Annotated in this window: 17 protein-coding genes; 11 read left to right on the forward strand and 6 right to left on the reverse strand. The window is 66.8% G+C overall.

The genetic code is table 11. The features are described 5' to 3' along the window. Positions 1-46 precede the first annotated feature (46 nt). From EGT50_RS06470 to EGT50_RS06495, 6 genes are all read left to right on the forward strand, one after another. Complete coding sequence (locus tag EGT50_RS06470; RefSeq protein WP_127951748.1) at positions 47-1171, forward strand: AAA family ATPase; 1125 nt, start codon at positions 47-49, stop codon at positions 1169-1171. Between the two features lie 56 nt (positions 1172-1227). Continuing rightward, positions 1228-2124, forward strand: a complete 897-nt coding sequence (locus EGT50_RS06475) for a DUF58 domain-containing protein (protein WP_127952278.1) — start codon at positions 1228-1230, stop codon at positions 2122-2124. After that, the gene (locus tag EGT50_RS06480) at positions 2121-3101 is read left to right on the forward strand and encodes a VWA domain-containing protein (protein ID WP_127951750.1); all 981 of its coding nucleotides are present in this window, start codon (positions 2121-2123) and stop codon (positions 3099-3101) included. Before EGT50_RS06475 ends, EGT50_RS06480 begins: the two co-directional genes overlap by 4 nt. An 80-nt stretch (positions 3102-3181) precedes the next feature. Beyond that, positions 3182-3904 (forward strand): 3-oxoacyl-ACP reductase FabG1, encoded by a 723-nt coding sequence (gene fabG1, locus EGT50_RS06485; RefSeq protein ID WP_127951752.1) that lies wholly within the window; start codon positions 3182-3184, stop codon positions 3902-3904. A 67-nt stretch (positions 3905-3971) separates the two neighbouring features. After that, entirely contained in the window at positions 3972-4769 is a 798-nt protein-coding gene (inhA, locus tag EGT50_RS06490) for an NADH-dependent enoyl-ACP reductase InhA (protein WP_127951754.1), read from the forward strand. A gap of 42 nt (positions 4770-4811) precedes the next feature. Further along, positions 4812-5879, forward strand: coding sequence for a ferrochelatase (locus tag EGT50_RS06495; RefSeq protein ID WP_127951755.1), 1068 nt, complete (start codon positions 4812-4814; stop codon positions 5877-5879). A gap of 170 nt (positions 5880-6049) precedes the next feature. On the opposite strand, the gene EGT50_RS06500 is transcribed toward EGT50_RS06495, so the two are convergent. Next, a complete protein-coding gene (locus tag EGT50_RS06500) occupies positions 6050-6613 on the reverse strand; it encodes a TetR/AcrR family transcriptional regulator (RefSeq protein WP_127951757.1) in 564 nt (187 codons plus the stop codon). A gap of 177 nt (positions 6614-6790) precedes the next feature. On the opposite strand from EGT50_RS06500, the gene EGT50_RS06505 reads away from it, so the two are divergent. Beyond that, positions 6791-7885: a nitroreductase family protein gene (locus EGT50_RS06505; protein WP_235870613.1), complete on the forward strand. Its 1095-nt coding sequence runs from the start codon at positions 6791-6793 to the stop codon at positions 7883-7885. Positions 7886-8010: 125 nt separating this feature from the next. Further along, on the forward strand, positions 8011-8223 hold the full coding sequence (locus EGT50_RS06510) for a hypothetical protein (protein WP_127951760.1): 213 nt from the start codon (positions 8011-8013) through the stop codon (positions 8221-8223). An 11-nt stretch (positions 8224-8234) separates the two neighbouring features. On the opposite strand, the gene EGT50_RS06515 is transcribed toward EGT50_RS06510, so the two are convergent. Beyond that, positions 8235-9047: a hypothetical protein gene (locus EGT50_RS06515; protein ID WP_127951762.1), complete on the reverse strand. Its 813-nt coding sequence runs from the start codon at positions 9045-9047 to the stop codon at positions 8235-8237. Positions 9048-9114: 67 nt separating this feature from the next. Here EGT50_RS06515 and EGT50_RS06520 point away from each other — a divergent pair, with 67 nt between their 5' ends. The 3 genes from EGT50_RS06520 (at position 9115) to EGT50_RS06530 (ending at position 11626) form a co-directional block, all read left to right on the forward strand. Continuing rightward, complete coding sequence (locus EGT50_RS06520; RefSeq protein WP_127951764.1) at positions 9115-9936, forward strand: DUF3097 domain-containing protein; 822 nt, start codon at positions 9115-9117, stop codon at positions 9934-9936. Between the two features lie 83 nt (positions 9937-10019). Further along, positions 10020-10451 (forward strand): NfeD family protein, encoded by a 432-nt coding sequence (locus EGT50_RS06525; RefSeq protein ID WP_127951766.1) that lies wholly within the window; start codon positions 10020-10022, stop codon positions 10449-10451. A gap of 5 nt (positions 10452-10456) precedes the next feature. Then, positions 10457-11626 (forward strand): SPFH domain-containing protein, encoded by a 1170-nt coding sequence (locus EGT50_RS06530; RefSeq protein ID WP_127951768.1) that lies wholly within the window; start codon positions 10457-10459, stop codon positions 11624-11626. 67 nt (positions 11627-11693) lie between these two features. Here the strand turns inward: EGT50_RS06530 and EGT50_RS06535 are convergent, their stop codons facing one another. The 4 genes from EGT50_RS06535 to EGT50_RS06550 form a co-directional block, all read right to left on the reverse strand. Then, positions 11694-12224, reverse strand: coding sequence for a hypothetical protein (locus EGT50_RS06535; protein WP_127951770.1), 531 nt, complete (start codon positions 12222-12224; stop codon positions 11694-11696). After that, a complete protein-coding gene (locus EGT50_RS06540; RefSeq protein WP_127951772.1) occupies positions 12221-12802 on the reverse strand; it encodes a hypothetical protein in 582 nt (193 codons plus the stop codon). Before EGT50_RS06540 ends, EGT50_RS06535 begins: the two co-directional genes overlap by 4 nt. 66 nt (positions 12803-12868) lie before the next feature. Further along, positions 12869-13513, reverse strand: a complete 645-nt coding sequence (locus EGT50_RS06545) for a TVP38/TMEM64 family protein (protein WP_206615759.1) — start codon at positions 13511-13513, stop codon at positions 12869-12871. A gap of 55 nt (positions 13514-13568) precedes the next feature. Then, positions 13569-14405 (reverse strand): PaaI family thioesterase, encoded by an 837-nt coding sequence (locus EGT50_RS06550; protein WP_127951774.1) that lies wholly within the window; start codon positions 14403-14405, stop codon positions 13569-13571. Positions 14406-14429: the final 24 nt, after the last annotated feature.

The following is a 14429-nucleotide window of genomic DNA, read 5'->3' on the forward strand; positions in this document are numbered from 1 at the left end:
ACAGGTAAATCGATCCGATCGATCTAGGTGGAAGCGGGGATTCTAGGTGACCTCAGGTGACGGTGCTGTAGCTGGATCCGGCTCGGAGGGGGCAGCGCACGGCAGTGCGGGGTCATCGGCGGCCGATCTCGCACAGGACGTGCACACCCTCGAGCGGGCGATCTACGAGGTCAAGCGCGTGATCGTAGGCCAGGACCGTCTGGTCGAGCGCATGCTCGTCGGGGTGCTCTCAAAGGGACACGTCCTGCTCGAGGGCGTTCCGGGTGTTGCGAAGACGCTCGCAGTCGAGACGTTCGCGAAGGTCGTCGGCGGTTCGTTCTCCCGCGTGCAGTTCACTCCCGACCTCGTTCCGACCGACCTGGTCGGTACCCGCATCTACCGGCAAGGGCGTGAGGAGTTCGACACCGAGCTGGGGCCTGTCGTGGCGAACTTCCTGCTCGCCGACGAGATCAACCGTGCGCCCGCGAAGGTCCAGTCCGCACTGCTCGAGGTCATGGCCGAGCGGCACGTATCGATCGGCGGCAAGACGTATTCGATGCCCGAACCCTTCCTCGTGATGGCCACCCAGAACCCGATCGAGAGCGAGGGCGTGTACCCGCTGCCGGAAGCCCAACGCGACCGCTTCCTGTTCAAGGTGCTCGTGGACTACCCCTCGGTGGAGGAGGAGCGCGAGATCGTCTACCGGATGGGAATCGCCGCACCCGAACCGAACCAGATCCTCGACACCCAGGAGCTCGTCCGGTTGCAATCGGTTGCGAGCAATGTGTTCGTCCATCATGCGCTCGTGGACTACGTGGTGCGGGTGATCACCGCGACGCGGACACCCCGAGAGTTCGGCATCGAGGACGTCGCGGGGTGGGTCGCATACGGTGCGTCGCCGCGTGCAACCCTCGGCATCATCTCCGCGGCGCGTGCGCTCGCGTTGCTCCGGGGCCGCGACTACGTAGTCCCACAGGACGTGCTCGAAATCATCCCCGACGTCCTGCGGCACCGCCTCGTGCTGTCCTACGACGCCCTCGCCGACGAGGTGTCACCCGAGGCTGTCATCAACCGGGTGCTGCAGACCGTCGCGGTGCCGCAGGTCGGTGCACAACCGGTTGTTGCGCCGATTCCGCCCTCGTTCGATCCAGGCCCCTTGCCCGCCGCGACGTCGGGCTCCCCGCAACAGTGACGCGGCGCAAAGGCGCAGTGCCGTCGTTCCGTTCCGGATCGCTGCGCGACCCGGAGATGGCCGCAGCCTTGCGGACCCTCGAACTCACCGTGCGCCGTCGCCTCGACGGCGTCCTGCACGGCGATCACCTCGGCCTCATCCCAGGCCCAGGCTCCGAGCCCGGCGACGCTCGCGAGTACCAGCCCGGTGACGACGTCCGGCAGATGGACTGGTCGGTGACCGCGCGCACGACGCACCCACATGTTCGGCAGACCGTCGCCGATCGCGAACTCGAGACGTGGCTAGTGGTGGACCTGTCGTCCAGTCTGGACTTCGGCACAGTGGGCTGCGAGAAACGTGACCTCGCAATCGCGGCCGCGTCCGCGGTGACATACCTCGCCGGCAGCAGCGGGAATCGCATCGGTGCTGTCGTCGCCACCGGTGACCGCACCAGGCGGATCCCGGCCCGGCCCGGTCGGGTACACGCCCAGGCGATGCTGCGACGCATCGCGTCCACCCCGCATGCCGCCGACGGCGTCCGCGGCGACCTTCGCAGCGCGCTCGAATCCCTGCGCAGGCCGCAACGTCGGCGGGGCCTCGTCGTCGTCATCAGCGACTTCCTCGGTCCGATCGACTGGGAGCATTCCCTCAGGGCGCTGTCGGGGCGGCACGACCTTCTCGCCGTCGAGGTCCTCGACCCACGCGACCTGGAACTGCCCGACGTGGGCGACGTCGTTCTGTTCGATCCGGAATCCGGACGCACGCGGGAGTTCTCGACGACACCCAAGTTGCGTGCCGATTTCGCGCGCGCGGCGCAGGCCCATAGCGCCGACGTCGACGCCACACTGCGCCGGTGCGGTGCACCCCGGTTGAGTCTGCGCACCGATCGGGACTGGATCAGTGACGTCGTGCGGTTCGTTTCGGCTCGGCGGCACACTTTCGGCGCACCCGGCAGTCGGGTGGCGCGCGGATGAGCCTGTCGCAGTTCACGTCCCCGTGGTGGCTGCTGTTCGTGCTGGTCGTCGCTGCGCTGGCGGTCGGATACGTAGTGATCCAGCGGCGCCGGCAGAAGAATGTCCTGCGGTTCGCGAACCTGGACCTGCTCGAGAAGGTTGCGCCGAACCGCCCGAACTTCACCCGTCACATTCCGACGGCGCTGCTGCTCGTGGGCCTGCTGTTCCTCACCGTCGCACTCGCCGGGCCGACGGCGGACCAGCGGGTTCCGCGCAACCGGGCGACCGTTGTGCTCGCCATCGACGTCTCGCTGTCGATGAAAGCGACCGACGTCGAACCCAGCCGCCTGGCCGCCGCGCAGGAGGCGGCGAAGTCGTTCGCCGAGGGCCTGACCCCGGGTATCAATCTCGGCCTCGTCGCGTTCGCAGGCACCGCGTCGGTGCTGGTGTCGCCGACGCCGAACCGCGACGAAACGAAAGCTGCGATCGACAACCTTCAGCTCAGCGAGCGCACCGCGACCGGCGAGGCGATCTTCACGTCGCTCCAGTCGATCGACACCCTTGCTGCGGTGCTCGGTGGCGGCGAGCAGGCGCCGCCCGCACGGATCGTGCTGCTCTCGGACGGCAAGCAGACCGTTCCCGAGTACTCGGACGACCCCCGCGGCGCCTTCACCGCGGCGCGGCAGGCCAAGGACGAAGGCGTCCCGATCTCCACGATCTCGTTCGGTACCAGCTACGGCAGCGTCGAGATCGAGGGCGACCGGATCCCGGTGCCGGTCGACGATCCGTCGTTGCGCGAGATCGCGAACCTGTCCGGGGGCAACTTCTTCAGGGCGTCCAGCCTCGAGGAGCTGCGCGACGTCTACGACACTCTCGAGGAGCAGATCGGCTTCGAGAATGCGCGGGGCGACGCGAGTCGGCCGTGGCTGATCCTCGGCGTGCTGTTCACAACGACGGGCCTGGGAACGGCGCTCGTGCAGCGGCAACGCCTCCCGTGAACACCCACGTGCCGGTCCTGAACGTCCCGAAGTTTTGCACCTGTGCCCGTAATCCACAGTCGAGCAGATAGGTTGATCGCATGTCGAATATCAGCAAATCGCCCCGTTCGGTGCTCGTGACCGGAGGCAACCGCGGCATCGGACTCGCCGTGGCGCGGCGCCTCTCGGACGATGGTCACAAAGTCGCCGTCACACACCGCGGATCCGGAGTTCCCGAGGGGCTGTTCGGGGTCAAGTGCGACATGACCGATTCCGAGTCTCTCGACCGTGCGTTCAAAGAGGTCGAGGAGCACCAGGGCCCGGTGGAGGTGCTGGTGGCCAACGCCGGAATCACCGACGACACGCTGCTCATGCGGATGAGTGAGGAGCAGTTCTCACGAGTTCTCGACGCAAATCTGACCGGCGCGTTCAGGTGCGCCAAGCGCGCCAATCGGGCCATGCTGAGGGCTCGCTGGGGCCGGATGATCTTCCTGGGTTCGGTCGTCGGTCTCGCGGGCCAGGCCGGCCAGATCAACTACGCAGCATCCAAGGCCGGCGTCATCGGGATGGCCCGGTCGATCACCCGGGAGCTGGGCTCGCGTTCGATCACCGCGAACGTGGTGGCACCGGGCTTCATCGAGACCGACATGACCGCGGATCTGTCCGACGACCTACGCGACACCGCCAAGAAGTTCATTCCGCTGCAGCGCCTGGGCAAGCCCGACGACGTCGCTGCGGTGGTCAGCTTCCTCGCTTCCGACGACTCGGCGTACGTTTCTGGTGCCGTGATCCCCGTGGACGGTGGCATGGGTATGGGCCACTAGCCCGGCTCGAGCCGTCACGCACCCACCGAGCACACAGAGACTAATTTTCACAGGAGGACCACAACCGATGAGCGGATTGCTCGAGGGCAAGACCATTCTCGTCACCGGCATCATCACCGATGCATCCATTGCATTTCACGTCGCCAGGGTCGCCCAGGAGCAGGGCGCGACCGTGCTCATCACCGGGTTCGACCGGCTACGTCTGATCGACCGGATCGCGCAGCGTCTTCCGGAGCCGGTACCGCCGGCGATCGAGCTGGATGTGCAGAACCCCGAGCACCTCGAGACGCTCGCCGACCGGGTGCGGGAGTTGGCCCCCAACGGCATTGACGGGGTGGTGCACTCGATCGCCTTCTCTCCGAGGTCGGGCCTGGGTAGCCCCTTCCTGGACGCGCCGTGGGCGGACATCTCGACCGCACTCGAGGTCTCGGCTTACTCCTACGCGTCGCTCGCGAAGGCACTCCTGCCGGTCCTCAACGACAACGGTTCGATCGTGGGCATGGACTTCGATCCCTCGCGTGCGATGCCGTTCTACAACTGGATGGGTGTGTCCAAAGCCACGCTCGAGGCCGTCAACCGCTATGTCGCGAAGGAAGTCGGCGGGCGCGGCATCCGCTCCAACCTCGTTGCGGCAGGCCCGGTCAAGACTCTCGCCGCGAAGGCGATCGCAGGCGATGCCACCGGTCCGGGTGCGGAATTGAACAAGTTGAACACCTCGTGGGACGAGGTCGCCCCGATCGGGTGGGATGTCGACGACCCGACGGCCGTCGCCAAGAGCGTCTGCACACTGTTGTCGGACTGGCTGCCGGGTACCACCGCGTCGATCGTCTATGTCGACGGCGGCTTCCATGCGATGGCCGGCTGACCCGTTTGTCGTTGCCATCCGGGGACTGGCCAGAATGAGGGCATGAGCGGTCAGCAGGAAACGGAATTCGACGCACTCCTCGTGCTGTCCTTCGGCGGCCCCGAAACGCCGGAGGATGTGCGGCCGTTCCTCGAGAACGTCACCCGCGGACGTGGCGTCCCGCCGGAGCGGCTCGACGCCGTCGTGGAGCACTACATGCACTTCGGTGGTCGGTCCCCGATCAATGCGCTCAACCGGGACATCATCGCGCGCGTCGAGAACGAATTGCGTTCGGCCGGAACCGATCTACCTGTGTACTTCGGTAACCGGAACTGGCACCCCATGGTCGAGGACACCGTCGCTCGCATGCGCGACGACGGTGTCCGCAATGCGCTGGTGTTCCCGACGTCAGCGTGGGGTGGCTACTCGGGCTGCCGTCAGTACCACGAGGACATCGCCAGGGCCCGTGCCGCGGTCGATGCGGCTCCGGCCATGTCGAAGCTGCGGCAGTACTACGACCACCCGCTGCTGATCGGGGCGTTCGCGGATGCGATCCACACTGCGCGGGAACAGCTCTCGCCCAGCGTGCGCGACCGCGCGAGGCTGGTGTTCACGGCGCATTCGGTGCCGGTGGCGGCCGACGCAGCCGCCGGTCCGGCGGGCGACGGCGGGCACCTCTACAGCCGACAGGTCGCCGACGCCGCACGGCTATGTGCGGAGACGGTCGGCGTCGACGAGTTCGACCTGGTGTGGCAGTCACGGTCCGGTCCGCCCCAGGTGCCGTGGCTCGACCCCGACATCTGCGACCACCTCGAGAGCGTCGCCGCGGCGGGTGCCTCGGCAGTGATCGTGTGCCCGGTCGGATTCGTCTCCGATCACCTCGAGGTGGTGTGGGACCTCGACACCGAAGCCCGGGACAAGGCTGCCGAGCTGGGGATCGAGTTCGCCCGAGCCGCAACGCCGGGCACTGACCCGCGGTTCGCCCGCCTGGTGGTCGAGCTCGTCGAGGAGCGTCGCTCCGGCACGATGCCCGCACGTCTCGGCCGAGAACCGTTGCTCGGTGCCACCGCAGACGGCAGGCCGTGCGCGGTCAATTGCTGTGTCCCGGTCCGACGCCCCGACCAGAACTGACCGGTTCATCGCTCTTACCCGTTCGGGCGCCACGGACGACGCTTCGATGCCTGTTGCCGAGTAGCGCCTCGAGCGCCTGTGCTTGTTTCGACGAGGCTGTGGCTTGCAGATGCCATTTTCGACGGGGCCGACCTCGGTAGGGCGGGTCGTTCGTGTCGAATGTCTTTCCTTCAGCTTGCGCGATGGCCGTCGAGGAAAGTCGCGACAAGTGTGTTGGGGTCGAACTCTGCAACGATCGATTCGGCTCCACTGCGTGCCAACATGCCGAACAGCATCAGCGGTGCGAGGAGGATCAGAAGCTTCTGTACGGGGTCACCTGGTGCGAGTTGTCCTCGATCTTGGTGTGTTGCGATCACGTGCACCGCATTGAGTAGATTCGGCATGAACGTATCCGTCGCGGCGCGTAGCTCCGGGTGGCGTTGCATCTCGACCAGCAGTGTCCCGACAGCGCCGCCGTGCATGCGGTTGGTCTCGGCAAAGGCCGTAGCTAGGGCGACAAGATCTGCGGTGACGTCGTCGGTCGTGGTCACGTGGGCGAACGGAGCTTTGGCCAGAACCTGTGTCAGAGCCGTGCTGATCAGGGTGGCCTTGTCGCCGTAACGGCGAAACAGCGTCGCCTCGTTGACGCCGGCTCGACTGGCGATCTCCTGCGTTGTAGTGGCTCGGTATCCGCGTTCGGCGAAGACCGCGACTGTGGTGTCGAATAACCCACCAACGTCTATATACCTGGGCATATGCCTCCGAACTTCGCACACGGTTCCGATTCGAACCAGACGTCCACCTAATGCAAGTATATACTTGCATTAGGTGGGTACCGGGACAGGAGGTCGGTGATGACCAAGCCGGAACAGCTCCCTCGCGACCATGACAGTTACCCGACCGCGAGATCGCGGCGTTCGAGGTTGTGGCGGTTGAAGATACGGCTGCAGTTCACGGGCTGGCTTCAATACCTCATCGCCGTCAACGTCGCGATCGTGTTCCTCGTCGTCTCGGCTGTCGGATGGCTGATCGGAATCTGGCAGCCGCTGTTGTTCTGGTTGCCCCTGGCGATCGGCCTGCTGTTACTCGCTGCCGCGATTTTCGATGTCATCACCCTGAAATGGGGCCTGCGCCCGACCGAGTCGATGCCAGAGCGCAAGGATGACCTCGACACCTTCGACCTGATGCGCTCGAGACGCTCCTGTCACTCCTTTCAGCGCCGCGATCTCACCGAGGCCGACCGAGCCGAGCTGATGCGAGCAGTCGAGGAATACACCAGACGGGACCGCCTGATCGGCACCGGCCCGATCCGACTCGAGTACGTCGCAGCTCCATTGACCATCTGGCCGGGAGTGGGTGCGCACGAGTTCCTCGTCGCGATCGCTCCATACAGCTACGACCGCCTGGTGCTTGTCGATGTCGGCCGCAGTCTGCAGAAGGTGGTGTTGCAGGCCACTCGCATGGGAGTGAGCACCTGCTGGATCGGCCCGGGTGCCGACCAGAGCAGCGTCGTCGAACACCTGGGTAGCCGTTTCGATCCCGAGAAGGATCACGTGGTCTGCGTCTGCGCGGTCGGATACCGATCACGCCTCGAGCCCTTGTTCGTCCGGGCGATGGAGCGGATTTCGCGTCGCCGCCTGCCGCTGGAGTCGCTGTTCTTCTCCGATCCGCACTGTGAGGTGCCGCTGGCAGTCGACAAACCGCCCTTCTCGTCGTTCGGCCGCTGCTTTGAGGTGTGTCAGTGGTCGCCGTCGTCGTACAACGCGCAGACCACCCGATGCGCGGCGGTGACAGAACTGGTAGGGGGCGAACAGAAGGTGGTGCGCTTCGACTTCTATGCCACCACCGCATCGCGGTTCTATGCGCCTGTGGCGGTGGGAATCTGGTGTGCGAACTGGGAAACCGGCTGCGACGCGCTGGCCATCCCGGGCCATTTCGCCGTCCTGCCGGAAGATGCGCGCAGCACTGGCGACGTCCCCGAACTGCCCCGGTACGACGTGAGCTGGATCGCCGACCCGAAGAAATAGCGTTCGCACGTCGTGGCCAATTCAGGCCGCCCGGTATGCTGCCGCCTGGTAGTACCAAACAATGACTCTCACCTGCTGTGGATCAACTCATGGGGTCCGGTCACGTGCGATGTAGGAGGTACCCGGTGAAGCGCTATGTCAGTGAGACTTGGCGTGCAGTCCCGCGGAGCGGCCTGAACGGTGCAGCCCCGATCGTCTTCGTCACGACGGGTATCACGTGGGGCGCCCAGGGCTTCGGCACGGCCGTGGGTGTCTTCGTGGCGGGCGTGGCCGGTGCGGCGGTGGTTCTGCTACCTGCGGCCCGCGCATCGGTGAACTCGGCGGCGCGCGGTTCCTGACGCCGACGGGTTCAGGCGCGGTGCGCGGACCGAGCGCAGGCCGTAACGGCCGCAACACGGGCGGTTCGCACCGCCGTCCACAGAGGACGCAGGAGGCGCTCGTGGGCTGCGGCGCTCGATGCGGAAGTGCCCTCCGTAGGTGAATCCTGTTCGGCAACAGTAAGAATGGCAGCCACCCGGTCAGCGGAGTCGAGGATGCGAAGCGCGCGGGTCGGCACGGAATCGGGGTACCGGTGGCGGGCGCGGTCCTCGAGTGCCTTGGAGATCCGGCGATGCGGGTCCGTGCCCGGCCGCCCGGTGTGTACCGACGACAGCTGCAGAAGGGCGTCGGCGGCGTCTCGGATTGCCTCGCGCATCGCGCGCTCGGCCTCGCCCAGTCCGCTGTGTTCGGTGATCATGGGCAGGGTCGCGACCGGAAGAACCGTCCACCGCAACACATCCGGGCCCTCGACCGTAGGAACGATTCCGATACCCGGACGACCGGGCTCACCGACGAGCACACCCTCGCCGACGTCTAGCGCCGATCGGGCGAAACCGGTCCCTACCGGAAGCCCACGGACATCACCAGGCACAGGCAATACCAACCGCACCTCGGCCATAGGGGACTCGGTGGCCTGCCGCACCAGCTGGAGCAGGATGGGCGCCGCTCCGTCCTGCACCCCCGGCCAGTCCAGGTCGGTGGACAGCGCGGTCTCTGCATCGGACGCCCCGACAATATGCATGGGCGCCCACTGGTGGAGAGCGTCGATCACGTCGTCGGGTGCGCTGTCGCCGGCGAGCCAGGAACCGGCCCAGACGGTCAGCGTCTCGCTGGGGGAACTCACGGTTAACGAGCATAGGACGGCGTGGCGGGATCCGCGCTCACCTCGTACTCGCCTAGCGTGAGGTGCCGTGAACGCGAGCAACGTGTACGGCGACATCTTTGCCGGTCACCCGCGGACCCGGAAGCCCCGGGCGCCGCAGGTGGCCGCCGATCGAGACTTGGTGGTGGAGGACGCGGCGACCGGATTCTGCGGGGCCGTGGTCGGGATCGAGCGCACCTACGACGGGGACTTCGTACGCCTCGAGGACGCCGCTCGCCGCACCCGGTTGTTCGCGATGCGTGAGGCGGCGTTCCTCATCGACGGTCGTCCGGTCACCTTGGTGCGCCCGAGCCCGCAGGCGCAGAAGGCTCCGCAGCGGACCGCGTCGGGGTCGACACGCGTCGAGGGGTTGCGTGCCCGCACCGCCCTGCCCAGTCGGATCTGGGTCGAGGGCGTGCACGATGCGGCGCTCGTCGAGCGTGTGTGGGGCCATGACCTGCGGGTGGAGGGGATCGTTGTCGAACACCTCGAAGGCCTCGACAACCTCGCCGACCGCCTGGCCGAGTTCCGGCCCGGCCCAGGCCGAAAGGTCGGGGTTCTCGTCGATCACCTCGTTGCCGGTTCCAAGGAGGAGCGGCTGACGCAGGGTCTGGGCCCGCACGTGATGGTTACTGGCCACCCGTACATCGATGTGTGGGAGGCGGTACGGCCCAGGGCCGTCGGCATCGAGGCGTGGCCGGACGTTCCGCGTGGTCGGGACTGGAAGGAGGGCGTGTGTGCCGCGCTCGGATGGGGAACTGCGCAGGAGGGATGGCGCCGCGTTTACGGCGCTGTGGGCAGCTTCCGTGACCTCGAGGCGCCGTTGATCGGTGCGGTCGAGCGCCTGGTCGACTTCGTGACGGTCGACTGACCGGAACTCTTCTGCGGATCCTCGCCTTTCCGGGCCCGGTCGCATGCCAGTTCGCCCAGCTGCGTTTCTGGTTAGATGGTTGTGTGGCGGCTTTGATTTGGCTGATAGCGGGGGTGTTGTTGGCGTCTGCCGAGGCATTGGTCGGGGAGTTCTTCCTGCTGATGCTCGCCGGCGGGGCGTTGGCGACAGCCGGCTTCAGCGCGGTGACCGACTTCCCCGTGTGGATCGACGCGGTCGTCTTCGGTATCGCATCGTTGTTGCTGGTGCTTGGAGTACGTCCGGTGCTGTTGCGGCGTTTCGGCACCCAACCGCTCGAACTGACCAACGTTGCTGCCCTGACCGGTAAGACGGCCCTGGTCCTCGAGGAGGTCGCCGAGCACAGCGGTCAGGTCAAGCTCGAAGGCGACATCTGGACGGCGCGTCCGCTCGATGTCACCGAGGTGTATTCGCCGGGGACGACAGTCACGGTGATGGAGATAGACGGCGCCACTGCCGTCGTGTGGAGGGGACCGTAGAAGAGATGGAAGCACTCATTGTTCTGGCGGTACTGGTCGTACTCGTCGTGATAGTGGTCGCGAAGTCGGTGGCGTTGGTGCCGCAGGCTGACGCGGCTGTCATCGAGCGCCTGGGCCGCTACATCAAGACCGTGTCCGGTCAGTTGACGTTCCTGGTGCCGTTCGTGGACCGCATCCGGGCCAAGGTGGACCTGAGGGAGCGGGTCGTCTCGTTCGCGCCTCAACCGGTGATCACGCAGGACAACCTGACCCTGTCGATCGACACGGTTGTGTACTTCCAGGTCACCAACCCACAGGCAGCGGTCTACGAGATCAGCAACTACATCGCCGCCGTCGAACAGCTCACCATCACCACGCTCCGCAATGTCGTCGGCGGCATGACCCTCGAGGAGACCCTCACCTCGCGCGACTCGATCAACGGTCAGCTGCGCGGCGTGCTCGACGAGGCCACCGGCCGCTGGGGTCTGCGCGTCGCCCGGGTCGAACTCAAGAGCATCGACCCGCCGCCGTCGATCCAGGAGTCGATGGAGAAGCAGATGAAGGCCGACCGCGAGAAGCGGGCGATGATCCTCAACGCCGAAGGACATCGCGAATCGGCGATCAAGACGGCCGAAGGTGACAAGCAGAGCCAGATCCTCGCAGCCGAGGGTGCCAAGCAGGCGGCGATTCTCTCGGCCGAGGCTGAACGCCAGTCCCGGATCCTGCGCGCGCAGGGTGAACGCGCCTCCAAGTACTTGCAGGCACAAGGTCAGGCGAAGGCCATCGAGAAGGTGTTCGCCGCCATCAAGTCGGGCAAGCCCACCCCGGAACTGCTTGCGTACCAGTATCTTCAGACGCTTCCGCAGATGGCGCAGGGTGACGCCAACAAAGTGTGGCTCGTGCCCAGCGACTTCGGTGACGCGCTCAAGGGGTTTGCGAAGACTCTCGGCGCGCCTAGTGAGGACGGTGTGTTCCGGTACGAGCCGAGCCGCACTGAGCCCGAGGACCTCCCGCGACCTGAGGACGACTCCGAAGAGGTCGCCAGCTGGTTCGAGACCAAGACCGACCCGGAGGTCGAGCGGGCCGTGCGCGCCGCGGAGGCGGTCGCCCGCAAACCGGTCGAGAGCCCGCTGACCCAGGAGCATCTGCTCGGTGCCAGTGACCAACGCGAGGAGTTGCCACCCGGGCAGGCTTAGCCAGGGCGCCGCCGGGGACGGCCGGTGCCGTCCCGGGCCGAGGGACGAACCGGGCGTACGGGTCCGCTTACGTGACCAGCGCCTGACCGACGCCGGCCACAGCGATCGCCCACAGCACACTCGTGAAGGTGCCGATGATGAATTGCTCGGACGCGTGGGGTTCGCGGAGTTCGGGGTAGCGGGCGAGACCCTTGACGGCGAGTACGACGGCGATGCCTTCCGGCCATCCGGCGAGGACCGCGACTGCCACGGCGGTCCGCTCCAGGAGGCCGATCACCCGGCCGCCCCTGAGCGGGCCGTCATCCGGTTCCTGTCCGGCGTCGGGTTGCCGGCGCGCGAACCGGAAGGCCGCCAGCACCATTGGGGCTCCTCCGGTGGCTGCAGCGGCCACCGTCAACACGTAGACCGCGGCGAGGGCGAATCCCTCCACGGGTGGCGCCGAACTCGCCGCGATCGCCGATCCGGCGAGCCCTACCGCGGCGACGATCGGGGCGGTCCGGACGATGATCCCACGCCTGCCGGGGCCGATCCCCAGCCGCCCGGCGGCTGTCCCGACCAGCGCGGCGATCGCGACGAGTATCAGACTGAGCGCGGTCATCGATCGGCCCTTTCGAGTAGTCGTGTGGCCAGGCGCCTGCCTGGGCCGTCGGCGTGCCACCCCGCGGCCGCGAGGCGTTGCGAGACTGCCTGCTTGCTTATGCCGAGTTCGGTGGCTGCCTCGGACTGGGTGAGTCCGCGCTCCATCAGATCCACCGCAGCCTGTCCCTGCGGGGACCGTCGGGCGATCACGAGCGCGATGAGCGTCAGGGCGGTATCGGCGTCCAGTGCCGTGTCCGCGTTCGGCGCCTCGACGGCCACCGCGCCGGGCGCCTTCTTCGCGCGGTCCACGGCTGCTCGCGCGGCTTCGAACGCGGGACCTCGGCCGGCGCGCGTCTGATCGGGCAGTGGCTGCTCGACCTCCCCGATGCCGATGCCGATGCTCCAGTGGCCGCGACGGACCAGGTCGAGAGCGACGTCGACGACGGCCGCCGGATCATCGGCGACGGCTTGTACCTCGTCTCCCGCGGTTCGTTCGAACGGACGTAGAAGTGCTCGGTCCGCGAGGTCGGCAAGGAGGGGTGCAACTCGGTCGACGTCGTTTCGGCTGTCGCGCTGGTCCACAGTCAGGACGAACATGGAGAAAGGCTAAGGCCTTGACTTGTAAATATCAAGCCTTAGAGCTTTACTACGTCGGGTTCGGTTTCAGCCCTTGACCGGTGTACGGGCGTCGAAGACGAGGCCCAGGAGACCGATCGAGATGCAAATTGCCGAGATGACGAGGAGTGCTGGATCGGTCTGACCGGTCAGTGCATCTGCGAGGAGGACGACACCGATCGTGCCGGGAAGGATGCCGACGACCGTGGCCAGCGTGTAGGGCAGTGTGCGGACAGACGACACACCAGAGCAGTAGTTGACGACCGCGAACGGGATCGGGGCGATCAGCCTGAGGGATCCGACCGCGAGCCAGCCGCGGCGCGCGAGTCGATCGTCCACCGCCCGGGCGGTGGGGTGGGTCAGGCGGGCAGCGAACGCATCACGTCCGATCGCACGAACCAGTAACAGGGCGAGCACCGCGCTGATCGTCGTCGCGGCGACGGAGACGGTGATACCGGTGGCGGCACCGAACAGCACGCCCGCGCTGACGGTGAAGATCGTGCGGGGGATCGGCGCCACCGTCAGCACCACGTGCACGACGAGGAACACGAGAGGGAAGGCCGGGCCCACCGCGTCGGCCCACGTTCGAATCTCTTCGATCGACGGACGCGGCACCATCGCCGCCGCCACGAACAACGCGCCCAGCCCGATGAGAGCTCCGAGAACTCGGGGATCCCTCAGTCGCGCAATCACAAGCGATCACGATACGCCGGAAGCGAATGGCGCGGCCAGCCGAGACGGGTCAGTCTCAGTCGGGCGTTTCGACCGGCAAGCTCGGCCGTCGGCACGTCACCGTGGCGTATGCGCAGACCCGGCCGTCCGCCCCGGTGCTCGTGACGCGCGCGACCGCCATGGACCGGCCCGAATGAACGATCTCGGCGGTGAACTCGACGTCCCCGTCGATGGGTGTGGGCCGGAAATAGTTGATGCGCATCGAGGCGGTACGCATCGGAGCATCCGGTGAGCTGACGGCAGCGTTGCCGGCCAGGTCGATAGCGCACGCCTGGATACCGCCGTGCATCACCCCTAGCTTGTTCGCCAGCGCAGGATTCCGAGGCACGACGAGCCGAGTGCCGTCCCCCTCCGTGAACAGTCCGCCGATCCGCGCGAGCGGCGAGACCGACGCCTGGGGGATCGAACCAGCGGGCGCAATCGGGCGCACGGCGCCGGCGCCCCGGTCGGGACCGGTGTCGACGAAGTTGCCCCACGCGGTTCCGGTGGCGATGAGATTGCCGGTGCTGTCGTGAATTGCAGTGCTGCTGACGCCGCCGTCCCGCGCGACGGAGACGACGCGACCCTCGGCGTGCAACTCCGGGCCGATCCACCCGGCTGACGTGACGAAGTCGAGCGACAGGTCGGTCGTGACCAGGCCGGCTCGTTCGCCACGGCGGTCCCACAGTGTGAAACCGAGGATGTCGTCGGCGAGGACGCCCAACGAGGCGGACTGAGCTGAGGCGTGCGGATCGAGTCCGTCGATATCCATGGTGAGGCGGTTGAAGCCGTCGAGTCGCTCAGGTGGGCGCATTCGGAACAGCCGTTGAGGGGTGATCGGCTCACCTTCTTCCAGCACGTTCGCAATGCTCATGAATGGAGGCTAGCGAACCGGGGG

Source organism: Rhodococcus xishaensis (assembly GCF_004011825.1).
In the GTDB taxonomy this organism is placed as follows: domain Bacteria; phylum Actinomycetota; class Actinomycetes; order Mycobacteriales; family Mycobacteriaceae; genus Prescottella; species Prescottella xishaensis.